Raw genomic sequence first — 22,864 nt, forward strand, 5'->3', positions numbered from 1 at the left:
CGCCGGTCAGGCGGACAGGACCCCGGCCTCCGCGGCGGCGTGCAGGGCGTCGCGCCAGTCGCGCATCGGGGGGATGCCGGCTCGGGACCACGCGTCGTGGCCGAGCACGCTGTACGCGGGGCGCGGAGCCGGACGGACGAACGCGGAGCTGTCCGTCGGGAGCACGCGCTCCGGGTCGAGCCCGGCCTCGCTGAAGATGGCCCTCGTGAAGTCGAACCAGGAGCCCTGCCCGGCGTTCGTGCCGTGGTAGATGCCGGCCGGGGCGTCCGCGTCGAGCATCGCGACGATCTGCCGGGCGAGGTCGCCGGTCCAGGTGGGCTGGCCGACCTGGTCCGTGACGACGCTCACGGTCTCGTGCGACCCGGAGAGCCGGATCATGGTCTTCGCGAAGTTCGGGCCGTGCGCGCCGTAGAGCCACGCGGTCCGGACGATCCACGACGAGTCGGGCGCGATCTCGCGGACCGCGGCCTCGCCGGCGGCCTTCGTGCGGCCGTAGGCGCCGATCGGGTCCGTCGGTTCGTCCTCGGCGTAGGGCGACGTGCCGTTGCCGTCGAAGACGTAGTCGGTCGACACCTGCACGAGCTTGGCGCCGGCTGCGACCGCGGCGGTCGCGAGCACGGCGGCTCCGCGGGCGTTCACCGCGTACGCGTCGTCCTCATGGGACTCGGCGTCGTCGACCTTCGTGTACGCCGCGGCGTTGACGACGACGTCGTGTCCGGCGACCGCCGCCGTGACGGCGTCCTGGTCGGTGACGTCGAGGTCGGCACGCCCGAGGGCCGTGACGTCACGCCCGGCGAGGGCGTCCTGCAGGTCGCGGCCGAGCATGCCGGTCGCGCCGGTGATGAGGTAGCGGGTCATGCGATCGCCGCGCGCTCCTTGAGGGGCTCCCACCAGGCGCGGTTGTCGCGGTACCACTGCACGACGTCGGCGAGGCCCTGCGCGAACGGCACCTGCGGCTCGTACCCGAGCTCCGCCTGGATCTTGGAGATGTCGACCGAGTAGCGGAGGTCGTGGCCGAGCCGGTCGGCGACGCGGTCGACGTACGACCAGTCCTTGCCGGTGGCCTCGAGCAGCATCTCGGTGAGCTCCTTGTTGGTGAGCTCGGTCCCGCCGCCGATGTTGTAGATCTCGCCCGCGCGGCCCTTGACGAGCACCATCGCGATGCCGCGGGTGTGGTCGTCGACGTGCAGCCAGTCGCGGATGTTGTTGCCCTCGCCGTACAGCGGGACGTGCCGGTCGTCGATGAGGTTCGTGACGAAGAGCGGGATGACCTTCTCGGGGAAGTGGTACGGCCCGTAGTTGTTCGAGCAGCGCGTGATCGACAGGTTCAGCCCGTGGGTGCGGTGGTAGCTGCGGGCGAGCAGGTCGCTGCCGGCCTTCGACGCCGAGTACGGCGAGTTCGGCTCGAGCGGGCGGTCCTCGGCCCACGAGCCCTCGCTGATCGAGCCGTAGACCTCGTCCGTGGAGACGTGCACGAAGCGCTCCGTCCCGTGGCGGAGGGCGGCGTCGAGGAGGCGCTGGGTGCCGACGACGTTGGTCTCGACGAAGATGCCGGAGTCGCGGACCGAGCGGTCGACGTGGGACTCGGCGGCGAAGTGCACGATCGCGTCGACGGTGGGGACGACCTCGTCGAGCTTCGCGGCGTCGCGGATGTCGCCCTGCACGAAGCTGTACCGCGGGGAGTCGGCCACCGAGCTGAGGTTCTCGAGGTTGCCCGAGTAGGTCAGCGCGTCGTAGACGACGACCTCGGCGCCCTCGAGCCCCGGGTAGGCGTCCTCGAGGGTACGGCGGACGAAGTTCGAGCCGATGAAGCCGGCTCCTCCGGTGACGAGGATCTTCACGGGGTCTGGTTCCTTACGGTCGGTTCGACGGTCGTCGGGGAGTCTAGCGGCAGTGCGTCGCCCGGCACGGGACGTCGTTTCAGGACCGCGGTGACGGCCACGACCGCGGTCGCCGCCAGTGCGAGGGCGAGCGCCCCGACGACGACGGCGACGACCCGGACCGGGAGCGGCGCGGCGGCGCGGAAGGCGTCGAGGCCCGCTCCGGTCGGTCGGAAGGACCCGTTCTGCCAGAAGACGCCGACGACGAACCACAGTCCGACGACGGCGACGAGCACGGCGAGCACGACGATGGTCGCCGCGAGCGCCCGACGGACGGGGCCGGTGGTGGCGAGGCGGCTCCACGCCAGCGCGCTCAGGGCGATCAGCCCGACGAGGGTCGAGTAGTAGTACCGGCCCTGCGTCCCGCCGACGACGGTGGAGTCGACGTAGGTGCGCCACACCGTCCAGGTCTGCGCCGCGAACACCAGGACCGGCAGGGCGGTGAGCACGATCGCCGGCACCAGGCGGCCGTCACGACGGAACGCCCACCCCACGAGCACGACGAGCAGCACGATGCTGACGACGGCGCTGGTCAGCGGGGCGATCGCGAACTGCGCGCGCTGACCAGGGCTGCCCCAGAAGGTGCGCGTGATGGTGCCCCACGACACGTTCAGGAACACGCCGAGGTCGGGACCGGTGCCGGCGGGGAAGGGCTTGTGCGGCTGGTACGACGTGAAGCCGTCCGGCTGCAGCGTGTGGAACACGAGGAGGTTGCGCACCCACCACCACCCGCCGACGACCCCGGCGACCGCGAGGACCCCGACGGCCCTGATCACGGCCACCACCCGGGTCTGCGACCGGAGCCCGGCGAGCAGGACCGCGGCGCCGACGATCGGGACGGCGGGCAGACCGGTCCCCTTCACGACGATGAGCAGCCCGGTCAGGAGACCGAGTGCGACCACCGTCCGGACGCGGTCGTCGCCGGTGAGCACTCGCGTCACGAGCAGCACCACCGCGGCACCGAGGAGGAGCACGGGGGCGTCGTTCGTCACCGAGGCGCCGATCGAGGGCAGCTCCGGGATCCCGAGCACGACCACCGCGGCGACGACCCCGGCGATTGGCGACGCGGTGAGCCGTCGCGTGGTGGCCCAGGCGAACACGGGCAGGGCGGCGGAGAACGCCACGTCGAGGAAGCGGAGCAGCAGGACCGCGTGGTCCCAGCGCAGGTGCTGGAAGTGCACGGCGTCGAGGAGCGCCGCCGCGAGCGCGTAGTAGGTCGGCGGGTGCTGCGTCATCTGGTTGACCTGGTCGCCCGTCCCCGGGTGCGCGGCGAGCAGTGCCGCCCAGGACGGGTTGGTCGAGCCGCCGCCGGGCGCGCCCCACACGGCGAGCGTCGCGTTGAGGTACCGCAGCGTCCCCGGGTCCGCCCAGCCGTGGCCGAGCGCGAGCTGGACGACGGCGTCGACGTGGGCCGGTTCGTCCGGCGCCTGGAACATCGGCGTCAGCAACGCGTAGGCGGTGAGCAGCAGCAGGAACGCCACCGTCGTCACGCCGACCGCGACGACCTCGATACGCCGGACGGGAGGCACGCTCGGCACGGTCACGGAGGCGCGGCTCGTCGGGGTCGCTCGCATGAGCCCCGATCCTACGGTGGGTGCGTGGGCCGGCATGCCACGATGGGCGGATGGCTGCCTTCCGTTCGACCGTCGCACGACTCCTCGGCCGCACACCCGCGCCGGAGGCACCGATCGATGCGCCCCCGCCCCCGCTCATCGGGTTCGTCGTGCACGGCGCCGGTGGGGTGCACCCGGCCTCCGCCCACATCCGCGTCACCGGCAGGATGAGCGCGCTCGCCGCGTCCGGCGCCGCGACCGTCGCGCAGGTCGACCCGGTCCGGTGGGCGGACGGCACCGACACCGCCCACCTCGACGCGATCCTGGTCCAGCGGGACGCCTTCCCGCTCGCCGCCCTCGACGCCGCGTTCGCCCGCGCTGCGGCGGAGGGCACCCGCATCGTCGCGGAGGTCGACGACGACTTCTTCAGCGAGGCGGCGAGGACCCGGCTCGCACGTGCCGAGTACGACCCGGCGCGGCTCGCGGCCGTCGAACGGCTCGTCCGCGGCGCGGACGCGGTCGTCGTCTCGACCGAACGGCTCCGTGCTGTCCTCGCCGACCAGGGCGTCGACGCGGTCGTCGTCCCGAACGCGGTCCAACCCGGGATGTGGGGTGGCGCGCCGGCGGAGCCGGACCCGCACGGCCCGCGCCGCGTCCTCTACATGGGCTCCGTCACGCACGCCGAGGACCTCGACCTGCTCCGTCCGGTCGTCGACGGGCTGGTCGACGACGACGGCCGACCGGTGCGGCTCGAGGTCGTCGGGGTCACAGCAGACGGTGCCGACTGGTACGACCGGCTGCCCCTGCCGGAGGGCGCCACCCACTACCCGGAGTTCGTCGCCTTCCTGCGACGGCAGGCGTCCCGGTGGTCGGCCGGTGTGGCGCCGCTCACCGCCGACCCCTTCAACGACGCCAAGAGCGACCTCAAGTTCCTCGAGTACTCGATGCTCGGCCTGCCGTTCGTCGGGTCGGACCGTCCGTCGTACGCCGGTGTCGACGCGCACGGCGGGCTGCTCGCCGACGACGGAGCCGCCGCCTGGCGCACAGCCCTGCTGACCGCGTTCCGGGAGCGCGAGGAGCGGGTCGGGGCGGCCCAGGCGTACGTGCGGGCCGAACGGTCCATCGGCGCGGACGCCGCGTGGCGTGGTGCGTTGGGCCTCTGACGGCACACACCCGCCGGTAGGCTTCCGGCGTGCTCACGCGACCGGTCATCACCACCCTCGTCGCCTGGGCGTCGATTTTCCTCGTCCTGGCGGCGTGGGCGCTCGCCAGTCCGATCGGCTCCGGGCCCGACGAGTCGAACCACTTCGCGAAGGCGGCGGCCACGGTCCGCGGCCAGTGGACCGGGACGCCGACCGACGCGCAGGGGGTCACGACGGTCCGGGTCCCGCAGTCCGTCGCCGACCCCCAGGGTGCCGTCCCGTGCTTCGCCCGGGACGCCGACCGTCCCGCCACCTGCGCCCCGCCGTTCTCGGACAGCGCCGCCACGGTCACGGTCCCCACCGGCGTCGGCGACTACTACCCCGCCTACTACCTGCTCGTCGGGTGGCCGACCCTGGTGCTCGACGGCGCGCACGGCTACCTCGCGGTCCGACTCGTCTCCGCCCTGCTCGTCGCCCTGCTGCTCGCCGTGGTCGTCGGGGTCGGCGCAGCGCTGCGCCGACCAACGGCCCTGCCGGCCTGGGCGGCGGTGGCGATCACGCCGATGACCGTCTACCTCGGCGGCCTCGTCACGCCGAGTGCCGTCGAGATCGCGGGGTGCGCGGCGCTCGCCGCGGTCACCTGGCTCGTCCTGCACGACGGAGCCGGGCGCCGACTGCGCTGGTGGCTCGTGCTCCTCGTCGCGACCGGCGTGCTGGCCGGGTCGATGCGGACGAGCTCGCCGCTCATGGTCGTGCTCGTCGTCCTCGGCGTGCTGCTCACCGACGCCCCCCGGGCGGTCCGACTGCTGCGGGAGCGTTCGGTGCTCGTCGCGCTCGCCGCCGCGGTCGTCCTGCTCGTGCCCGCGGCCGTCTGGGCGGTCGCGATCGCCGGGCCCGCCGGCTACATCCCGTCGACCCCGGAGCGCTACGGGTTCATCGCCGGTGCCCTGCGGACGCTCGAGCTCACACCCGACTACGCCGAGCAGATGATCGGCATCCTCGGGTGGTTCGACCTGCCGTTGCCCGCTGGAGTGCTGATCGGGTGGACGATGGGGATCGGGTTCGTCCTGCTCGCCGCGCTGTCGGCACGCCGACGGGCCGTGCCGGGCGTCGTGCTGCTCGTCCTGGCGACGGTCCTGGTGCCGGTGGTGCTGCAGGGGATCGGCGCGGGGGAGTACGGCATCATCTGGCAGGGGCGGTACGGGCTCCCGCTGCTCGTCCCGATGGTGCTCGTCGCCGGGCTGGTCGCCGAGCGGAGCGCGCTCCGTCACAGGACGCTCCCGACGCTCACCGTCCTCGTGCCGGTGCTCGCCACGATCGGGCAGGCCGTCGTGTTCGTCGTCGCGCTGCACCGGTACACGGTCGGACGGTCGGCGTCGTGGGGATCGATGTTCACGGAGTCGGCGTGGCACCCGGCCGGCGGCACCGGGCTCGCACTCGTCCTCGCCGGAGTCGGGCTCGTCGGGACGGTCGTGCTGGCCGCCGTCGTCCCCGCACGCGCGCGGGGCCCCCGTCGGCGACGCGACGTCGACGCCCGCACGACGGTCGCTTTCGACCGCTAGCCACCGACCGCGACCGCGAGGGACGCTCGGGTCCGGCCGCGCTGGCACTATCGTGGTCCGGGTTGCCCGTGCGCCCGGGCAGGACCACGCCGACCGAGGAGACCCGTGTCCGACACCGACCCGAGCCCGACGAGTGGCCAGCCGACCGGCGAGCAGCCGACGCCGGAGCAGCCGACGACCGGGCAGCCGACGACCGACCAGCCGAGGCCCGGGCCGTCGACGCTCGACGAGCCGACGTCCGACGCGCCGACCACCGCGCGTGCGACGACCGAGCCGTCCGCGACCGGCATCGACGACCGCTCCCGCCGCCGCGCCGCGGTGCGCCCCGGCTTCACCGGCCCCGGGGCGCTCTGGCAGTACGTCGCGTTCCTGGTGCTCTTCGTGCTCGGCGGTGCGACCTTCATCGCGGTGACCCCACCCGGGCTGAACCCCGACGAACCAGCGCACGTCTTCCGGGCGTACCAGGTCGCCCACGGGGGTCTCGTGGCGCAGGAGGCCGAGGGCATCCAGGGGATCCGCGACGGCGATCCCGGCGGGTACATCCCGACCGCGTGGACGAAGCTCTTCGACGACGCGCACTTCACGCGCGGGTTCGAGGACCAGCCGTCCTTCCGCGACCTCGACTGGTCTGCGCTCGGCGCGATCCACGACGACGGCACCACCGGGTGGCAGACCTTCACGAACACCGTGCAGTACCCGCCGGTCGCCTACGTGCCCCAGGCCGTCGCACTCCGGATCGGTGAGGCGCTCGACCTGGGGGTCCTCGCGCAGCTCGAGCTCGGCCGCGCGTTCGGGCTCCTCGCGGTCGCCGGGCTCCTCCTCGCCGCGGTCCGGCTGACTCCCGTCGGTCGGCTGACGTTCTTCGCCGTCGGGCTGCTGCCCTCGGTCATCGGGCAGGCGGCGGCCTTCAGCGCCGACGGCGTCACGATCGCGCTGTGCTTCCTGGCGACGGCCCTGGTGCTCCGATGGTCGCTGCGGACGGGCGCGCCGACCTGGTGGCGGTGGATCGGCCTCGGGGTGCTCTTCGTGGCCATCGCGCTCGTCAAGCCCACCTACGCGCCCATCGCCGTGATCGCGGCCGTGATCCCGATCCTCAACCCGGCTGCCCGCCGTCTGTGGCACCTCGTCGGCGCCGGAGCGGTCATCGCGATCGCAGCGGGCGTGACGCTCGGGTGGTTGCGCGCCACGTCCTGGGTCACGCAGGGCGTCAACCCGCTCAACCACCCGGACCAGCAGCGCGCGTTCCTGCTCGAGCACCCGCTGGTGTTCGTGAAGGCGGTGTTCCGGTCGGTCGTGCTCGACTACCCGACCGGGCTCACCACCGAGAAGGGCGAGATCTGGCGCGGTGTCTTCGGTGCGTTCTCCTGGCTGCGGGCACCCCTGCCGATGGTGTTCGTGATCCTGCTCGTGATCGCACTCGTGCTGTCGATGCTCGTCGTCGAACGCCACGAGCGGCTGCCGGTCGCGACACTGCGCCGTGGCGTGCTCTGGCGCGTCGTCGTCGCGGTCGCGATCGCGATCGTGGTGGCCGGGGTCTGCCTCGCGCTGTACATCTACTACACCGCCGACCAGGGGCAGTGGCTCCAGGGCCTGCAGGGGCGGTACTTCCTGCCGGTCGTGCCCGCGCTGCTGCTGCTCTTCCTCGGCGGACGACTCGTGTCCACCCGCGGTGTGCGGCCGTTCGTGTTCGCCGCCGCCGCGGTGTCGCTCGTCGCCGCGGTCGTCACGATCGACCTGCACTTCTACCAGTCGGTCACCCCGTTCTTCGGGTGATCGTCGGTTGCGTCGGGACACCCGATGCGAGCGGCATTGCTAGGGTGTCCGGGTGCAGATCCGCGAACTGAAGATCCAAGGCGCGTGGGAGTTCACCCCCGTCCAGCACGGCGACGCACGGGGAGCGTTCCTCGAGGCCTACCGCGCCGACGTGCTCGAGACGACGGTGGGACACCCGCTCGACCTCCGTCAGGTGAACATGTCGATCTCGGCGCGCGGTGTCGCCCGCGGGATCCACTACGCCCTCGTCGCGCCGAGCCAGGCGAAGTACGTCACCGCCGTCCGCGGCGCGTTCATCGACTACATCGTCGACATCCGGGTCGGCTCCCCGACGTTCGGCCAGTGGGACTCGGTCCGGATCGACGACGTCGACCGCAAGGCCGTCTACCTGTCCGAGGGCCTCGGCCACGCGATCGTCGCGCTCGAGGACCAGAGCACCGTGAACTACCTCGTCAGTGCGCACTACGACCCGGAGCGCGAGAAGGGGATCAGCATCCTCGACCCGACGGTGGCGCTGACGCTGCCCGACGGCATCGGCGAGCCGGTCCTGTCCGAGAAGGACACCAGCGCGCCGACGCTCGAGCAGGCCGCCGAGCAGGGGCTGCTGCCGACCTACGAGGAGTGCGTCGCCTACACCGAGTCACTCCGGACGAAGAAGTAAGGGGAGCGCGACGTGAAGGGCATCATCCTGGCCGGCGGTTCCGGCACCCGTCTCTGGCCGATCACCAAGGGCATCAGCAAGCAGCTGATGCCGATCTACGACAAGCCGATGGTCTACTACCCGCTGTCGACGCTCATGATGGCCGGCATCCGTGAGGTCCTCGTCATCACGACGCCGGAGTACAACGACCAGTTCAGGGCCCTGCTCGGTGACGGCTCCGCCCTCGGCATGGACATCCAGTACGCGGTGCAGCCGAGCCCGGACGGCCTCGCGCAGGCGTTCGTCATCGGCGAGGAGTTCATCGGCGACGACAGCGTCGCCCTCGTCCTCGGCGACAACATCTTCCACGGCACCGGCCTCGGCACGAACCTCCGGAAGAACACCGAGGTCGACGGCGCGACGATCTTCGCCTACCACGTGGCCGACCCGAAGGCGTACGGCGTCGTCGAGTTCGACGACAGCTTCACGGCGGTCTCCATCGAGGAGAAGCCCACCGAGCCGAAGTCGAACTACGCTGTGCCCGGCCTGTACTTCTACGACAACAAGGTCATCGAGATCGCCAAGACCATCGAGCCGAGCGCCCGTGGGGAGCTCGAGATCTCGACGGTCAACGAGCGCTACCTCGAGGCCGGTGAGCTCGGCGTGCAGGTCCTCGACCGCGGCACCGCGTGGCTCGACACCGGCACGTTCGAGTCGATGATGCAGGCTTCGGAGTACGTCAAGGTCATCGAGGACCGCCAGGGCTTCAAGATCGGTTGCATCGAGGAGATCGCCTGGCGCAACGGCTGGATCGACGACACCCAGCTCGCCGACCTCGCCGCGCCGCTCGTCAAGGGCGGCTACGGCGTCTACCTGCAGAACCTGCTGCGCGGCTGACGATGGCCCGAGCGGGGCTGCGCCGGTTGCTCGGGCGTCCGGGGTCGCCGGAGCCGACCCCGTCGACACCGGACCCGACTGCCGGGGCCGAGCCGAGCCTCCCGGTCGACACGTCCCTGGTGACGGACGAGCCGCGAGCGGGCGCCGACGGTTTCGACGTCGTCCTCACGGTGGCGGAGTCCGCGTACCGTGACGGCGCGCACCGGTCGGCGGTGGCCGCTGCCCGCGAGGCGGGCGCGACCGCGGTCCTGGTGAGCGTGTACGACGTCCACGCCGGCCCGACGAGTTCCTACCGCCCGGTCGAGGACGGCGACGACCACGTCGCTGCCCGACCGACGGTCGCGGCCACCTGGGGCGGTGCCGTCGCCGCCGCACGTCCGCTCCTGACGAGCGCGGCGGTCGTCGTGCAGGACGCGTCGATCGCGGTGCCGGTGGACGCGTACGCGCGGCTGCTCGCGGCGCTCGGACGGGAGGCACGGGTCGCCCTGGCCGTCGTCCGGACCGGTGACGACCTGGTCGCGAGCGCCGGCGCGGTGCTGCCGCGCGCGACGGCTCCCGTCGCGTCGCTCCTCCGCGGTCACCCTGCCGAGGACGCAGCGGCGCTCGCGGGTGTCGCGGTCTTCGCCGGCGACGAACCGTGCTTCGCGACCCGCACCGCGGACCTGGCGCTCCCGGTCCGGACCGTCGACACACGGACCGCGGTCGCCCGCCTCACCCGTGACACGGCCGACGCCGTGCGCGGGGACTGCGTCGTCGTCCCGCTCGGGCGCGTGTACCGGACCGCGGTCCTGCGGGAGCGGCGGTACGACACGGACGCCGCCGACGCTCTGACGACGTGGCGCGACCGGGTCGACGACTCTGCCGCGGTCGCGCTCGGCCGTCTCGGCTTCGCGGTGGGCGTGCCGGCCGCCGACCAGGTCGGGGCCCCCGTCGCACTCCGGGAACCGCTCGTGCGTGCCGAGCGCGGGCCCGAACGGCTGGCGCTCCGCGACCGCGGTGAACGACTCCGCTGGTCGATCCGGATCGCGGCGCACCCGGGCCCCCGCGGCGACGACTGGGGGGACACGTTCTTCGCCCGCGACCTCGCCGAGGCACTCCGGACCCTGGGGCAGGAGGTGGTCGTCGACCACCGGGAGTCCCACGTCCGCCCGTTCTCGGAGCACCTCGACGACGTGGCGCTGACGCTCCGTGGGCTCGACGACATCCCGGTGCACCCCGCGGCGACGAACGTGCTCTGGGTGATCTCGCACCCCGACCTCCTGACCCCGGCCGAGCTCGCCCGGTACGACATCCGGTTCGCCGCCGGCCCGGTGTGGGCCTCGCGGACGGCCGAGACGACGGGCCTGCCGATCGCACCGCTGCTGCAGGCGACCGACCCCGCGCGCTTCCACCCCGGCGATGCCGACCCGACCCCGACCGGACTCGACACCGTGTTCGTCGGGAAGACCCGCAACGTGTTCCGCCCGGTGGTCCGCGACGCCGTCGACGCCGGAGCCGACCTCGCCGTCTGGGGCGAGGGGTGGGAGGGGCTCCTGCCGGACGGGGTGCACCGCGGTGTCTTCGTGCCGAACCACGAACTGCCGGCGCTCTACCGGAGCGCCCGGGTCGTCCTCAACGACCACTGGGACGACATGGCGCGCGACGGCTTCCTGTCGAACCGGCTCTTCGACGCCGCCGCGTCCGGCGCACTGGTCGTGACCGACCCGGTCCCCGGCGTCGACGAGCTCTTCCACGGTGCGGTCCGGACGTACGACTCGGTGGCGACGCTCCGGGAGCTGATCCGGAGCGGCGAGTCGGCGACGGCGGCGGAGCGCGCGGCACGCGGAACCCGGATCGGTGCGGAGCACTCGTTCCGACGCCGGGCCGAGGTGCTCCTCGACGTCGTGCGCCGTCACCGCGGCGCGGTCGACGGACCCGGCTAGCGGCGGCGGACCCGCCGGACCACCTCGCCGGCGCGGTCGGCCAGGCGGACGACCCGTCGGGCGTGCATGCGCGCGAGCTCGGCGTCCCGGTCGGCGGTCTCGCGGATCGCCGCCTCGGCCCGGTCCCGCTCGAACTGCACGGTGGCGCGCAGCATGTCCGCCGTCGCAGCCGCCGCCCGGACCTCGTCCTCGAGTTCCTCGATGCGCTCGTCCCGCCTGATGACGGCCCGGCCGAGTGCCTGCATCCCCCGGAACGCATCCTCGGGGACGAGCGGGTCCGTCGGTCCGTCAACCGTCGGCGAGCCCGCGGCGCGGAGGACCTCGGCGATGCCGTCTTCCCGGATGAAGGGTCCGTCGGCGGCGTCCTCGTCGGTGACGAACCGCAGGGCGAAGGTGGCCTGCAGGACACCTTCCTGCAGACGGCGCCAGTCGCGCATGCCGTGGTGACGGGGGCTCGGCGTGAGGTCGGGGTTCGCCTCGTAGGCCCGCCCGCTCACGTCGACGCGGTGCTCGTACTGCTTCCAGGAGCGCCAGGGCAGGTGCAGGACCTCGAGGGCGAGCTCGTCGGGCACCGGGGCGCCGTTCGCGACGCTGACCTGGTGGTTGCCCTGCACGACCGTGACGTCCGGCGTGCCGACGTGGATCGCGTTCGACGTGGGTTGCCCGAGCAGGCCGATCTCGTGCAGCTGCTCGGGGGACCGTCCGTCGCGCCAGTGCAGGCGCTCCACACCGCTGCCCGACTCTGCGAGCCGACCGGTGAGGTTCACGACGGGCACCGTGAATGCGCCGATCACGGGGTCGAGCTGTTCGAAGACGTCCCGGACGCGGAGCGAGCGGTCGACGGGGATCAGGAACTCGTCGGCGTCGGCGTTCACGACCCAGTCGGCGTGGTGTCGGCTCGCGGCGTCCCGCGCCATCCCGGTGACGACGACCCCCTGCTGCTTCCGGTGCACCGGGTCGTGTCGGAGGTCGACGACGACGTCGTCGCGCTCGGCGAAGGCGGCGAGCAGCTCGGTCGTGCCGTCCACCGACCCGTTGTCGGTGATGACGAACACGTCGAACCCCTGCGCGACGTGGTGGTCGAGCCAGGCAGGGATGACGTCCGCTTCGTCGCGGACCATCAGCGTGACGGCGAGGATCATGGTTGCGTGCTCCGGTTCGGGAGAGGAGGAGTGGTGCTGCGGAGGCGGGTGACGATGTCGGGTCAGCCGGTGTGGGTCGCCCGGGCGCGGACCGCCAGAGCCGCGCGGAGCGCGACCCGCAGCGGCCAGAGCCACCAGGCGGAGTACTTCCCGGCCAGGAACCGGTAGGCGCTCTCGTGGTGGGCGCGGCGCATGCGCTCCGACGACGACTGCGTCGCGGTGCCGCCGATGTGCGTGGCCGTCGCGGTCGGGTCGAAGACGTTGCGGAGCCCGGCGCGACCGATGCGCCAGCCGAGGTCGACGTCCTCGAAGTACATGAAGTAGCCCTCGTCGAACCCGCCGAGTCGGTCGAAGACGTCGCGACGGACGAGGAAGCACGCCCCGGACAGCCATCCGGCGTCGCGGCGGACCGAGTGGTCGCCGTCCTGTCGGTACCGGCGCGTCCACGGGTTCCCCGGCCAGACGTTCGCGAACACCGCGTGGCCGAGGCCGGTCCGGAGCGAGGGGATCAGCCGCGCCGACGGGTACACCTCGCCGGTCGGTTCGAGCAGCCGCGGGCCGACGGCGCCGATCGAGCTGTCCGCCGCTGCGGTGGCGATCATCCGGTCGAGGGCGAGCGGTTCGAGCACGACGTCGGGGTTCGACACGAGCACCCAGCGGACGTCGGCGTCGAGGGTCGCCACGGCCCGGTTCGCAGCGGCCCCGTACCCGAGGTTCGCGCCGAGCTCGAGGAACCGCGCGCCCGCGTCCTCGGCGATGCGACGGAGCGCCTCGGCCTCGGCGGAGTCGTTGTCGGCCACGACCACGTCGACGGTGCTCGCGCTGGCGGCACGCGTCGAGGCGAGGAAGGGCGGGAGGACGTCGACGGAGTCGTACGACACCGTCACGATCGCCGCACGCTGCCCGGCGGCGGCAGCGGACCCGTCGCTCATGCGAAGACCCCGAGGTGCGCCTGGGCGCAGGCCGCCCAGGTGAAGCCGTCCGCGCGGGCACCGGCACGGGTGACCCGCTCGTCGCGCTCGGCCGCGGTGCTGTCCAGCAGCTGTCCGAGTGCGTGCGCGATGGGGCCCGCGTCCGGTTCGGTGTACGTCACGGTGTCGCCGCCGACCTCCGGGATCGCGAGGCGTTCGGTGGTGAGCACGTCGGCCCGGCACGCCATCGCCTCGAGCACGGGGAGCCCGAACCCCTCGGCGATGCTCGGGTACGCCACGACGCGGGACCCGCCGAGGAACGCCCGCAGCTCGTCGACGGGCAGGTACCCGAGGTAGCGCAGGGACGATCCCGGATGGTCGCCGGCGGCGTCGAGCGCCTGCTTCGCCGTCTCGTCCCAGCCGAGGCCGCCGGCGACGAGGAGGGTCGGTACGTCGCCGTCGGTCCGCTCGGCGAGTGTCCGGTGTGCCGCGATGAGCTCCGGGACGCGTTTGCGGGGCTCGACCGTCCCGAGGAAGGCGATCCAGTCCTCGTCCTCGGCGAGCCTGTGCGCCCGGCGGAACGCCGCGACCTCGTCGGCACCCGGTGCGTGGAAGACCGTGGCGTCGACGCCGAGGTGCGCGACCACGGTGGCGCGGCGCGCGCGCCCGGCGAGGCGGTCGAGTTCCCGGACCGTCGCCGCGCTCGGTGCGACCGTCGCGTGGGCGAGACGACGGGCGAGGCGTGTCCAGGTCCGGAAGAACAGGACCTTGAGGCGCGAGTGCGCCGCCGGGTCGCTGAAGAACGTCGCGTCGTGCAGGGTGACGACGGAACGGGAGGCCCGGGTCAGCGGGAACGTGTAGTGCGGGCTGTGCAGGACCCGCGCCCCGGCGCGGCGGACGGCGCGGGGGAGTCCCACCTGCTCCCACACGAACCGCAGGGGTCGTGACGCCGTCCACGCGGGTGCGGCGTGGTAGCGGTGCCCTGGTGCCAGGTCGCGGAGCCAGGCGAGGTCGCCCGGCTTCGTGACCACGTCGACGCGCACGTCGAGCTCCGCCAACCCGGTGAGGAGCCCGGAGATGTACCGAGCCACCCCGCCGCGGTTGGGCGGGACCGACGTGGCGTCGACCAGCACCGGGAGTTCCCGCACGTCAGCCCTTGACCTGGCGCTCGGTGGTCTTCGTCCAGGCGATGCCGGACTGCGTGTCCTCGTCGACGACGACGAAGCGGGCGGCCTCGCGCTCGATGACGATGTGTTCACCGTTCGGCTTCGCGAGGAACACGTGCACGAAGTACTGCCCGCCGCCCAGGCGGAGGTCGGTGAGCCGCCACTCGACGGTGGCCGTGCCGCGCAGGGGGTCGTGCCGCACCTGGGTCTGTCGGCTGTCGATGCCGAACGCCGGGTTGCCGAGGTGGTTCTCGATCTTGATGCCGGCGCGCCACTCGGGCAGGACGTCCTTGTGCGAGAACGTCGCCCGGATGACCAGGTCGTCGCCGTGCTCGTGCTCGGCACCGGGGGCCTTGCCGGGGATCTCGAGCTCGACGTGCTCGACCTTGCCCGGGTTGGCGTCCTCCTCCGGGTGGACCGCCTCGGCCTCGGCGATGCGCCGACCCTCGAGGATCTCGCGGAAGTTCTTCACCGCGAGACGGGCCGAGCCCTGGAACTTGACCTCGCCGTGGTGGAGGACGACCGCGGAGTCGCAGAGCTCCTGCACCTGGCCGAGGGAGTGCGACACGAGGATGATCGTGCGGCCCTGCTCCTGGAACTCGCGGATCTTGTCGAGGCACTTCTTCTGGAACTGCTCGTCACCGACGGCGAGGACCTCGTCGACGAGCAGGACGTCGGGGTCGGTGTTGATCGCGACCGCGAAGGCGAGGCGCACGTACATGCCGGATGAGTAGAACTTCACCTGGGTGTCGATGAAGTCGCCGATGCCGGAGAACTGCAGGATGTCCGCGAAGCGCTCCTCGGTCTCCTCCTGCGTCTGCCCGAGGATCGCGGCGTTGAGGTAGACGTTCTCGCGGCCGGTCAGGTCCGGGTGGAACCCGGCGCCGAGTTCGATGAGCGCGGCGAGACGCCCGCGACGTTCGACCGATCCGGTGGTCGGCTCGAGGATGCCGCCGATGGTCTTCAGCAGCGTGGACTTGCCGGAGCCGTTCGGGCCGAGCAGCCCGATCGTGGTGCCCGCGGGGATGTCGAGACTGATGTCCTTGAGTGCCCAGAAGTCCTCGCTGTGCCGACGACCGGCGCGACCGAGGGTGACGATGCGCTCCTTGAGGGAGTTGTCCTTGCGGATCGTGAAGCGCTTCGAGACGTTCTTCACCGTGACGACCGCGGGGGCGTCCGCGAACGGCGACACGGTCTCCTGCGCGGCGATGTCGTTGTCGATGCTCATCGATCAGATCTCCTGGGCGAAGTTGCCCTGCAGTTTGGCGAACACCCGCTGGCAGAGCACGAGTGCGACGAGGCCGACCAGGGCGGCGACGCCCAGGCGCAGCAGCAGGTGCGACGGGTACTCGGAGTCGGCGCCGGCGGTCCAGAAGGCGCGGTGGATGCCGAGGACCGCCAGGGTGATCGGGTTGGACGTGTAGATGTTCAGCAGCCACTCGGGCGCGCGGGTCGCGACCATCTGCCAGCTGTAGACGATGGGGGAGCCCCACATCAGCAGCAGCACGAGGACCTCGACGAGGTACTGCATGTCGCGCAGGTAGACGTTCGCGGCGGCGAGCAGCAGGGCGAACGCGGTGGCCCAGATCAGGATGACCAGGGTCGCGGGGAAGAAGTAGAGCAGGTCGAGCCGGACCCAGGCGAACCCGCTCTGCAGGATCGCGGCCGCGAGCAGGACGACGAGCTGGACGCCGAAGTTGAACAGCGCTGCCCCGACGCTGGCGAGCGGGTAGATCTCGCGCGGCAGGTAGATCTTCTTGATCAGTCCACCGTTGCCGACGATGGACGCGGTGCCCGCCGCGACGATCTCGCTGAAGAGGCCGTACAGCGTCAGGCCGGAGAACACGTAGATCGCGAACTCGGGGATGTTGCGCGACGCGCCGAGGATCTGCCCGAGGACGAAGTAGTAGATCGCCAGCTGCACGAGCGGGCGGATCAGCGTCCAGGCGAACCCGAGCGCGCTGTCCTTGTACCGGGACTTGAGGTCGCGGCGGATCAGCAGGTCGAGCAGCTGGCGGTGGGCGAAGATCTCGCGGATCGACCCGATGACGGCGGTGGCCGGGCGACCGGCGGGCACCATGTGTTCCTGCCGGAGGCGCTCGAACCGCTCGGTGACGATGTTGCTCAAAAGGGGGTCCTCACGTTCGATCGGGCGACGGACCACTGTACATCGGCGGCCGTGGGCGGCCGCCGACGCTCAGCGTCCGTTCTTGCTCTCCCGCATGATGCGCACTCGGTTCTGCACCTTGTCGCGGAGCCCGGTGACGCCGTTCTCCCGGAGGTACCAGGTGGCGAGTCGGACGTCGCGGGTGATGCCGTGCCGGCTGTTGGCGATCTGGTGGAACTGCAGCTCACGCGCACGGGCTGGGCTCAGGGCGACACGCGCCCGACCGCCGGCGGCGACGGACCCGGCCGGGACCGCTGCCTCGTGCGCCCGGTCGGCGGCCACGTGCGGGTCCTTGCAGAACGCCACGAGCGGCTCGAGCGCCCGCTCCCACGTGAAGTCCTCGCGGACGCGACTGACGGCGTCGCGGGCGGCCTGTGCGGCGTCCTGGTCGTAGAGCATCGACTCGAGTGCGGCGGCGAGGCCGTCGACGTCGCGCTCCTTGACCGCGACGCCCATGCCCTCGGCCGCGACGAGGTCACCGAAGCTGTCGCCGTCGGTGGTCACGATGGGCAGGTTCGCCCACATGTAGTCGAGGATCCTGGTGCGGAAGGAGAACGTCGTCTCGATGTGGGCGAAGTGCGTCGAGACGCCGGCATCGGCCTCGAGCAGGTAGTTCTGACGGTCGTCGAGAGCGACCCACTGCTCGTTGAAGAACACGTGCTTGTTCGTCAGGCCGAGCTGGTCGCTGATGCGGCGGGTCTCGGAGACGATCGCCATCTCCGGCACGTCGGGGTTCGGGTGCGCGACGCCGAGGAAGAACAGCCGGATGTCGTCGTGGGTCTCGGCGACCTTCGCCACCGCGCGGACGAGCGACGGGGTGTCGAACCAGTTGTAGATGCCGCCGCCCCAGATCACGACCTTGTCGTCCTCGCCGATCCCGGGCGTGACCCCACGGATGGCCTTCCGCTCGTGCTTCGGCGGGGTGGAGTCCATCCCGAACGGCGCGATGGCGATGAGCTTGCGGAGGTTGTCGTCCGCCAGGTAGTTGTCCGGGTTGACCCGACCGACGCCGGCGAGCTGCCCGAGCCAGAACAGGCGCTGGCGCTCCGAGGCGCAGAGGAAGAAGTCGCCGCGCTCGAGCTGGCGGTTGATGACGTCGGTGGTGCTGGTCACCTGGTTCCGCCACCCGACGTCGCCGTTGTCGCGGGCCTGCTCGAGCTGCTCGAGGTGCATCGGGTCGTACAGGTCGACGACCATGATCTTGTTCGAGTTCTGCAGGGTCTGGAAGTGGTGGAGCGCGTAGCCCTGGAAGAAGATGACGTCGGCCCACTCCTCGTGCTCCCGCATGGCGCGCTCGTGCTGCAGCGGCACGCGGGAGACCTCGAACGTGGAGGACTTGCGGTTGGCGACGTTCCAGGTGACCAGGCGGACGTCGTTGTGCTCGCTGAGCGCCTCCGCGATCTTCCACGCGCGCATCCCGGGGCCGGCCATCTTCTCGCCGAGGGCGTCGCCCGTGATGACGAGCACGCGGTTGCGGTGCATCGGCTGCTCGACGTCGAAGGCCTCGATGATGGCCTGGTAGCCCTCGAGGAAGTACCCGTCCTCGAACAGCGGCTTGAACGCGTCGCCGAAGAGGCGGAACACCTCCTTGTCGGTCTTGACGCGCTGGCCCTGGATCCGCCGGCGGTCCTCGGACAGGCGGGGGAGGTCGGCGACGAACTGGTCGAGCGCGTAGAGGCCGGCCACCGCCTCCTTCGACATCGGGGTCGTCGCGTCGAACTCGTCGGGCGCACCCGTGAAGCGGCGGATGTCGAACTCGCTCGAGTCGCGTCCGCTCTTCGCGACGGCGCGACGGGCCAGGAGTGCGAGCGCGGCCGGGAGGAAGGTGCCGAGGTTCTCGTCCGAGAGGTTCTTGTAGAGCAGGTGCAGGGCGTTCCGCTCGAGCAGGTACATCTCGCGGTGGTCGCCGAACGACTTCATCGAGCCGTGGTGCTTGTGGAAGACGACCGAGCGCGGGGCGAAGCGCACGCGGTAGCCGAGCAGGTTGAGGCGCCAGCCGAGGTCCACGTCGTCGTAGAACATGAACAGGCCCTCGTCGAAGCCGCCGACCTCGAGGAAGACGTCGCGGCGGACGAAGAGCGCCGAACCGGTGCCGAAGAGCAGGTCCTGCGGCTCGTCGAAGCGGCCGTCGTCGAGCTCGGCGATGTGGTTCTTGTAGCCCATGCCGAACCAGCTGAGACCGGACTCGACGAAGTCGATCGTCTTGCCCTCCCAGTCGAGGACCTTGCTCGCCACGGCGGCGACGCGCGGGCTGGGCGCGAAGCCGGCGACGCCCTCCTTGACCCAGTTCACGTCGGGCTTGGCGTCGTTGTTGAGGAACGCGACGACGTCGCCCGTCGCCTCGCGCGCACCGAGGTTGCTGCCGCCGGTGAAGCCGAGGTTCTCCGCCGAGACGATGATCCGCACGTTCTTCTGACCGCCGAGCGCCGCACGGAGCCGCGCCTCGCTGTCGTCGCCGGAGCCGTTCTCCACGACGACGATCTCGAGGCGGTCCGCCGGCCAGTCGACCTCGCTGAGCCGGGCGATGCACTCGAGCGTGTCGTCGGTCCCTCGGAAGTTGATGACGACGACGGACACGCGAGGCGCGAAAGTGGACACGGACGAACTCCATACGTCGGCTGGCGGTGGCGCCCCGGAAGGCGGCACCACTATACCGACGCCGTCTCCATGGCACGGCCCGACCCCGTCGGGCTGGGAGACTGGGCGTGTGGACGTCTCCGTGATCATCGTCGACTGGCACCAGCCGGACCTCACCCGCCGCGCGGTCGACTCGGTGCTGTCGCAGCGCGTCGACGCCGCGGTCGAGGTCGTCCTCGTCGTGAACGAGGCCGACGACGACACCGTCGCCGCCTACCGCCACGAGTACCCGCAGCTCGTCGTGGTCGCCGAGCCGACGAACGCCGGGTTCGCCGGAGGCGTCGTCCGCGGCATGCGCGCCGCGTCCGGTGACGTCGTGGTGCTGGTCAACAACGACGCCGTCGCGGACCACGCCTTCCTCGACCGGGGGCTCGCCGCCCTCGCGGCCGGCGGCCCCTCGGTGGCCGCCGTCGCGGGCACCGCGGTGCTCGAGGGGCGGTTCGTCCGCGTGGACGGAGGTGCGCCGACGTCGCCCGACGACCTGGTCGCGGCGGACGGACGGCGCTGGCGGCGGTCGGAGGTCGGCGAGTCGCTCGTGAACGGCACCGGCGTCGTGCTCGACCGCACGGGCAACGGGCGCGACCGCGACTGGCTCCGCCCCGTCGACGACGCCCCGGAGCACGCGCCCCTGTTCGGGTTCTCCGGTGGTGCCGCGTTCCTGCGTCGCGCCGCCGTCGACGAGGTCGGCGGCTTCGACGAGGACCTCTTCATGTACTACGAGGACGTCGACCTGTCGTGGCGACTGCGTCTCGCCGGGTACGGCATCCGGAACGCCCCGGACGCGGTCGTCGTGCACCGGCACGCGGCGAGCTCCGGCAGCGACTCACCCCTCGTGCGGTACCAGAGCATGCGGAACCGGTTCGCCGTCGCACTCCGCAACGGCAGCGGCGCGTTCGCACTCCGGGTCGCCGCCCGTACCGCCCTGCGCGCGGCGCTCGACCTGCTCCGGCCGGCGCGGGCGCAGCTCACCCCGCGGCAGTGGCGTCGGTTCGCCCTGGAGGCTCCTGCCGTGCTCCGACACGCCCGTCGCGCCCGCCGTCGCGACGGGTTCGACCGCGCAGCCCGTGCGGGCGTGGAGACGGCGATGACGGCCGGATCCTGAGCGCGGTCTCAGCCACGGGCGGTGGAGGGGACCGCCCGCCTGCGGTCCGCCGCCTGGCGGACCTGGACCGAGCCTCCCGTTCGGGGGGAGGACTGGGGGCTGTGTGATCGCTGTGACAGAGGTAACCTGACGTTACCCGTGTGTCCCGACCGCATTGCCAGGGGTCGGTCTGGGACGCAGCGCGATCCGCGTGTCCCGTGAACCCCGTCGCCGCGCAAGAGGAGCCACCGACGTGAAGAGACTGATCGCCGTCGCGGCCAGCGTGCTCGCAGTAGCGAGTGTGCTGGTCGGATTCCAGATCACCGGACCCGCCTCGTCGGGTGAGTCCGCCTCCGCGCTCAGCGGGTCGCAGTTCGACGCCGGCAACATCATCCCGGACTCCGAGTTCTACAACGGGACCGGCATGAACGAGTCCCAGATCCAGACGTTCCTCAACGCCCAGATCGGTACCTGCTCCTCGAGCTCCTGCCTCAACGTCGGCCGGTACTCCCTGAACAGCCACGGCGCCGACGCGATGTGCAGCGCGATCCCCGGCGGCGGCTCGATGTCGGCCGCGCAGATCATCGCGCAGGTCGGTGCCGCGTGCGGCATCAACCCGAAGGTCATCATCGTCACGCTCCAGAAGGAGCAGACCCTGATCAACGGCGGGATCGCGCGGAACCCCTCGGCCGCCGTCCTGCAGCGGGCCATGGGCTACGCCTGCCCGGACAGCGCGAACGGCGGCTGCGACCCGGCGTACGCCGGTGTGGGCAACCAGATCTACTGGGCCTCCTGGCAGTGGAAGCGCTACGGCAACCCCGCGGGGACGAGCAACTACTTCACCTGGTTCGCCCCCGGCGGCAACCGGAACGTGCAGTACAGCCCGAACGCGTCGTGCGGCACCAAGAGCGTCTACATCCAGAACAAGGCCACGGCGGCGCTGTACTACTACACGCCCTACACGCCGAACCAGGCGGCGCTGAACAACCTCTACGGCTCGGGTGACGGCTGCTCGGCGTACGGCAACCGGAACTTCTGGCGGCTCTACAACGACTGGTTCGGCGTCTCGACGGCCGACAACCCCTTCGGCGGCATCGACGCCAAGCAGTTCGGCCCTGGCTACGTGCAGGTCGGCGGATGGGCCATCGACCCCAACGCGAACACCCAGACCGTGCAGGTGCAGTGGTACTCGGACGGCAAGCTGCTCGGCACCCTGCCCGCCAACGCCTCGCGACCCGACGTCGGCCGTGCCTACCCGGGCGCCGGGGACAACCACGGCATCCTCAGCACCCTGACCGTCGGCGGCGGGACGCACACGATCTGCGCCATCGGCGTGAACATCGGGTCCGGCTCGAACGCCCAGATCGGGGCGTGCCAGACGGTGAACGTGCTGAGCGGCACGCCGTTCGGCGGGATGAACGCCCTGTCGAGCTCCGCCGGCAAGATCACCGTCAACGGCTGGACCATCGACCCGGACACGACGGCACCGGTGACGGTGGACGTCTACGTCGACGACGTGCTCGGGAGCCGTTCGGTCGCGAACGCGTCCCGTCCCGACGTCGGTCGCAGCTACCTCAACTACGGCGACGCCCACGGGATCGACACCACCTTCTCCGCGTCCGGAGGAACCCACCAGGTGTGTGCATGGGCGCTGAACGCCGTCGGAGCCGGCGGCAACCCGCTGCTCGGCTGCCAGACCGTCACCGTCGCCGCGACGTCGCCCTTCGGCGGATCGGACGTCACGGTGTCCGGTTCGACGGCGACGGTGAACGGCTGGACCATCGACCCCGACACGGCGAACGCCCTGCAGGTGAAGGTCGCCATCGACGGCGTCCAGGTCGGCACGACGACCGCGAACGCGTCGCGTCCGGACGTCGGTCGGGTCTACCCGTCGGCGGGACCGAACCACGGCATCAACGCGGTGTACGACCTCACCCCGGGGACGCACACGATCTGCACCACGGCCGTCAACGTCGGCGGCGGCTCGGACACCGCGCTCGGGTGCTCGACCGTCACGATCGGCGCGAGCTCGTCGCCCTTCGGCGGCATGGACGCAGCATCGCCGTCGGCGGGGCGCGTCCAGGTCAACGGCTGGACGATCGACCCGGACCAGCAGACGACCGCCCTCCGCGTCGACACGTACCTCGACGGCTCGGGGGTGGCCTCCGGTCCCGCGAACGCCACCCGAGCGGACGTCGCCCGCAGCTACCCGGCCGCCGGTGCAGCCCACGGCATCAACCAGTCGTTCGCCGCGCGAGCCGGTTCGCACACGGTCTGCTCGTATGCGATAAATGTCGGAGCCGGCAAGAACGTCCTGCTCGGCTGCCAGGTCGTCACCGTCGGGTGACGCCGGTCGGTCGGGTGACGACCACCGTTCCCCGAACCGAGAGA

17 protein-coding genes are annotated in these 22,864 nt (G+C 71.8%); 8 read left to right on the forward strand and 9 right to left on the reverse strand.

The window, feature by feature from the left end; translation table 11 throughout:
* Nucleotides 1–6: 6 nt before the first annotated feature.
* The 3 genes from rfbD to FS641_RS18095 are packed head-to-tail and all read right to left on the reverse strand — an operon-like array spanning nucleotide 7 to nucleotide 3,454.
* Entirely contained in the window at nucleotides 7–858 is an 852-nt protein-coding gene (gene rfbD, locus FS641_RS11010) for a dTDP-4-dehydrorhamnose reductase (protein ID WP_144763648.1), read from the reverse strand.
* Nucleotides 855–1,841 carry a dTDP-glucose 4,6-dehydratase gene (gene rfbB / locus FS641_RS11015; RefSeq protein ID WP_144763650.1) on the reverse strand — a complete coding sequence of 329 codons (987 nt, stop codon included), beginning with the start codon at nucleotides 1,839–1,841 and terminating at the stop codon, nucleotides 855–857. Before rfbB ends, rfbD begins: the two co-directional genes overlap by 4 nt.
* On the reverse strand, nucleotides 1,838–3,454 hold the full coding sequence (locus tag FS641_RS18095) for a DUF2142 domain-containing protein (protein ID WP_186317704.1): 1,617 nt from the start codon (nucleotides 3,452–3,454) through the stop codon (nucleotides 1,838–1,840). The genes rfbB and FS641_RS18095 overlap by 4 nt, the downstream gene beginning before the upstream one ends.
* Nucleotides 3,455–3,504: 50 nt before the next feature.
* Between FS641_RS18095 and FS641_RS11025 the strand changes: the two genes are divergently transcribed.
* The 6 genes from FS641_RS11025 to FS641_RS11050 all read left to right on the forward strand — a co-directional run bounded on the left by FS641_RS11025 (nucleotide 3,505) and on the right by FS641_RS11050 (nucleotide 11,369).
* The gene (locus tag FS641_RS11025; RefSeq protein WP_144763652.1) at nucleotides 3,505–4,596 is read left to right on the forward strand and encodes a glycosyltransferase family 4 protein; all 1,092 of its coding nucleotides are present in this window, start codon (nucleotides 3,505–3,507) and stop codon (nucleotides 4,594–4,596) included.
* A 29-nt stretch (nucleotides 4,597–4,625) separates the two neighbouring features.
* A complete protein-coding gene (locus tag FS641_RS11030) occupies nucleotides 4,626–6,137 on the forward strand; it encodes a DUF2142 domain-containing protein (RefSeq protein ID WP_144763654.1) in 1,512 nt (503 codons plus the stop codon).
* A 105-nt stretch (nucleotides 6,138–6,242) separates the two neighbouring features.
* On the forward strand, nucleotides 6,243–7,910 hold the full coding sequence (locus FS641_RS11035; RefSeq protein ID WP_144763657.1) for a DUF2142 domain-containing protein: 1,668 nt from the start codon (nucleotides 6,243–6,245) through the stop codon (nucleotides 7,908–7,910).
* A gap of 52 nt (nucleotides 7,911–7,962) precedes the next feature.
* Nucleotides 7,963–8,571: a dTDP-4-dehydrorhamnose 3,5-epimerase family protein gene (locus FS641_RS11040; protein ID WP_144763658.1), complete on the forward strand. Its 609-nt coding sequence runs from the start codon at nucleotides 7,963–7,965 to the stop codon at nucleotides 8,569–8,571.
* A gap of 12 nt (nucleotides 8,572–8,583) precedes the next feature.
* The gene (gene rfbA, locus FS641_RS11045; protein ID WP_144763660.1) at nucleotides 8,584–9,447 is read left to right on the forward strand and encodes a glucose-1-phosphate thymidylyltransferase RfbA; all 864 of its coding nucleotides are present in this window, start codon (nucleotides 8,584–8,586) and stop codon (nucleotides 9,445–9,447) included.
* Between the two features lie 119 nt (nucleotides 9,448–9,566).
* On the forward strand, nucleotides 9,567–11,369 hold the full coding sequence (locus FS641_RS11050; protein ID WP_260855788.1) for a glycosyltransferase: 1,803 nt from the start codon (nucleotides 9,567–9,569) through the stop codon (nucleotides 11,367–11,369).
* Here FS641_RS11050 and FS641_RS11055 read toward each other — a convergent pair.
* From FS641_RS11055 to FS641_RS11080, 6 genes are all read right to left on the reverse strand, one after another.
* Nucleotides 11,366–12,511 (reverse strand): glycosyltransferase family 2 protein, encoded by a 1,146-nt coding sequence (locus FS641_RS11055; RefSeq protein ID WP_144763664.1) that lies wholly within the window; start codon nucleotides 12,509–12,511, stop codon nucleotides 11,366–11,368. The two genes, FS641_RS11050 and FS641_RS11055, sit on opposite strands and share 4 nt — an antisense overlap.
* Nucleotides 12,512–12,573: 62 nt before the next feature.
* The gene (locus tag FS641_RS11060; protein WP_144763666.1) at nucleotides 12,574–13,443 is read right to left on the reverse strand and encodes a glycosyltransferase family 2 protein; all 870 of its coding nucleotides are present in this window, start codon (nucleotides 13,441–13,443) and stop codon (nucleotides 12,574–12,576) included.
* On the reverse strand, nucleotides 13,440–14,570 hold the full coding sequence (locus FS641_RS11065; protein WP_222122083.1) for a glycosyltransferase family 1 protein: 1,131 nt from the start codon (nucleotides 14,568–14,570) through the stop codon (nucleotides 13,440–13,442). The genes FS641_RS11060 and FS641_RS11065 overlap by 4 nt, the downstream gene beginning before the upstream one ends.
* 1 nt (nucleotide 14,571) lies before the next feature.
* Nucleotides 14,572–15,816 (reverse strand): ABC transporter ATP-binding protein, encoded by a 1,245-nt coding sequence (locus FS641_RS11070; protein ID WP_144763668.1) that lies wholly within the window; start codon nucleotides 15,814–15,816, stop codon nucleotides 14,572–14,574.
* Between the two features lie 3 nt (nucleotides 15,817–15,819).
* On the reverse strand, nucleotides 15,820–16,716 hold the full coding sequence (locus FS641_RS11075) for an ABC transporter permease (RefSeq protein ID WP_260855789.1): 897 nt from the start codon (nucleotides 16,714–16,716) through the stop codon (nucleotides 15,820–15,822).
* A 69-nt stretch (nucleotides 16,717–16,785) separates the two neighbouring features.
* Nucleotides 16,786–19,353, reverse strand: coding sequence for a glycosyltransferase (locus FS641_RS11080; protein ID WP_222122084.1), 2,568 nt, complete (start codon nucleotides 19,351–19,353; stop codon nucleotides 16,786–16,788).
* Between the two features lie 109 nt (nucleotides 19,354–19,462).
* Here FS641_RS11080 and FS641_RS11085 point away from each other — a divergent pair, with 109 nt between their 5' ends.
* On the forward strand, nucleotides 19,463–20,494 hold the full coding sequence (locus tag FS641_RS11085; RefSeq protein ID WP_186317705.1) for a glycosyltransferase family 2 protein: 1,032 nt from the start codon (nucleotides 19,463–19,465) through the stop codon (nucleotides 20,492–20,494).
* A 232-nt stretch (nucleotides 20,495–20,726) separates the two neighbouring features.
* Nucleotides 20,727–22,820: a hypothetical protein gene (locus tag FS641_RS11090; protein ID WP_144763674.1), complete on the forward strand. Its 2,094-nt coding sequence runs from the start codon at nucleotides 20,727–20,729 to the stop codon at nucleotides 22,818–22,820.
* Nucleotides 22,821–22,864 lie beyond the last annotated feature (44 nt).

Source organism: Curtobacterium sp. 9128 (assembly GCF_007673775.1).
Taxonomy (GTDB): Bacteria; Actinomycetota; Actinomycetes; order Actinomycetales; family Microbacteriaceae; genus Curtobacterium.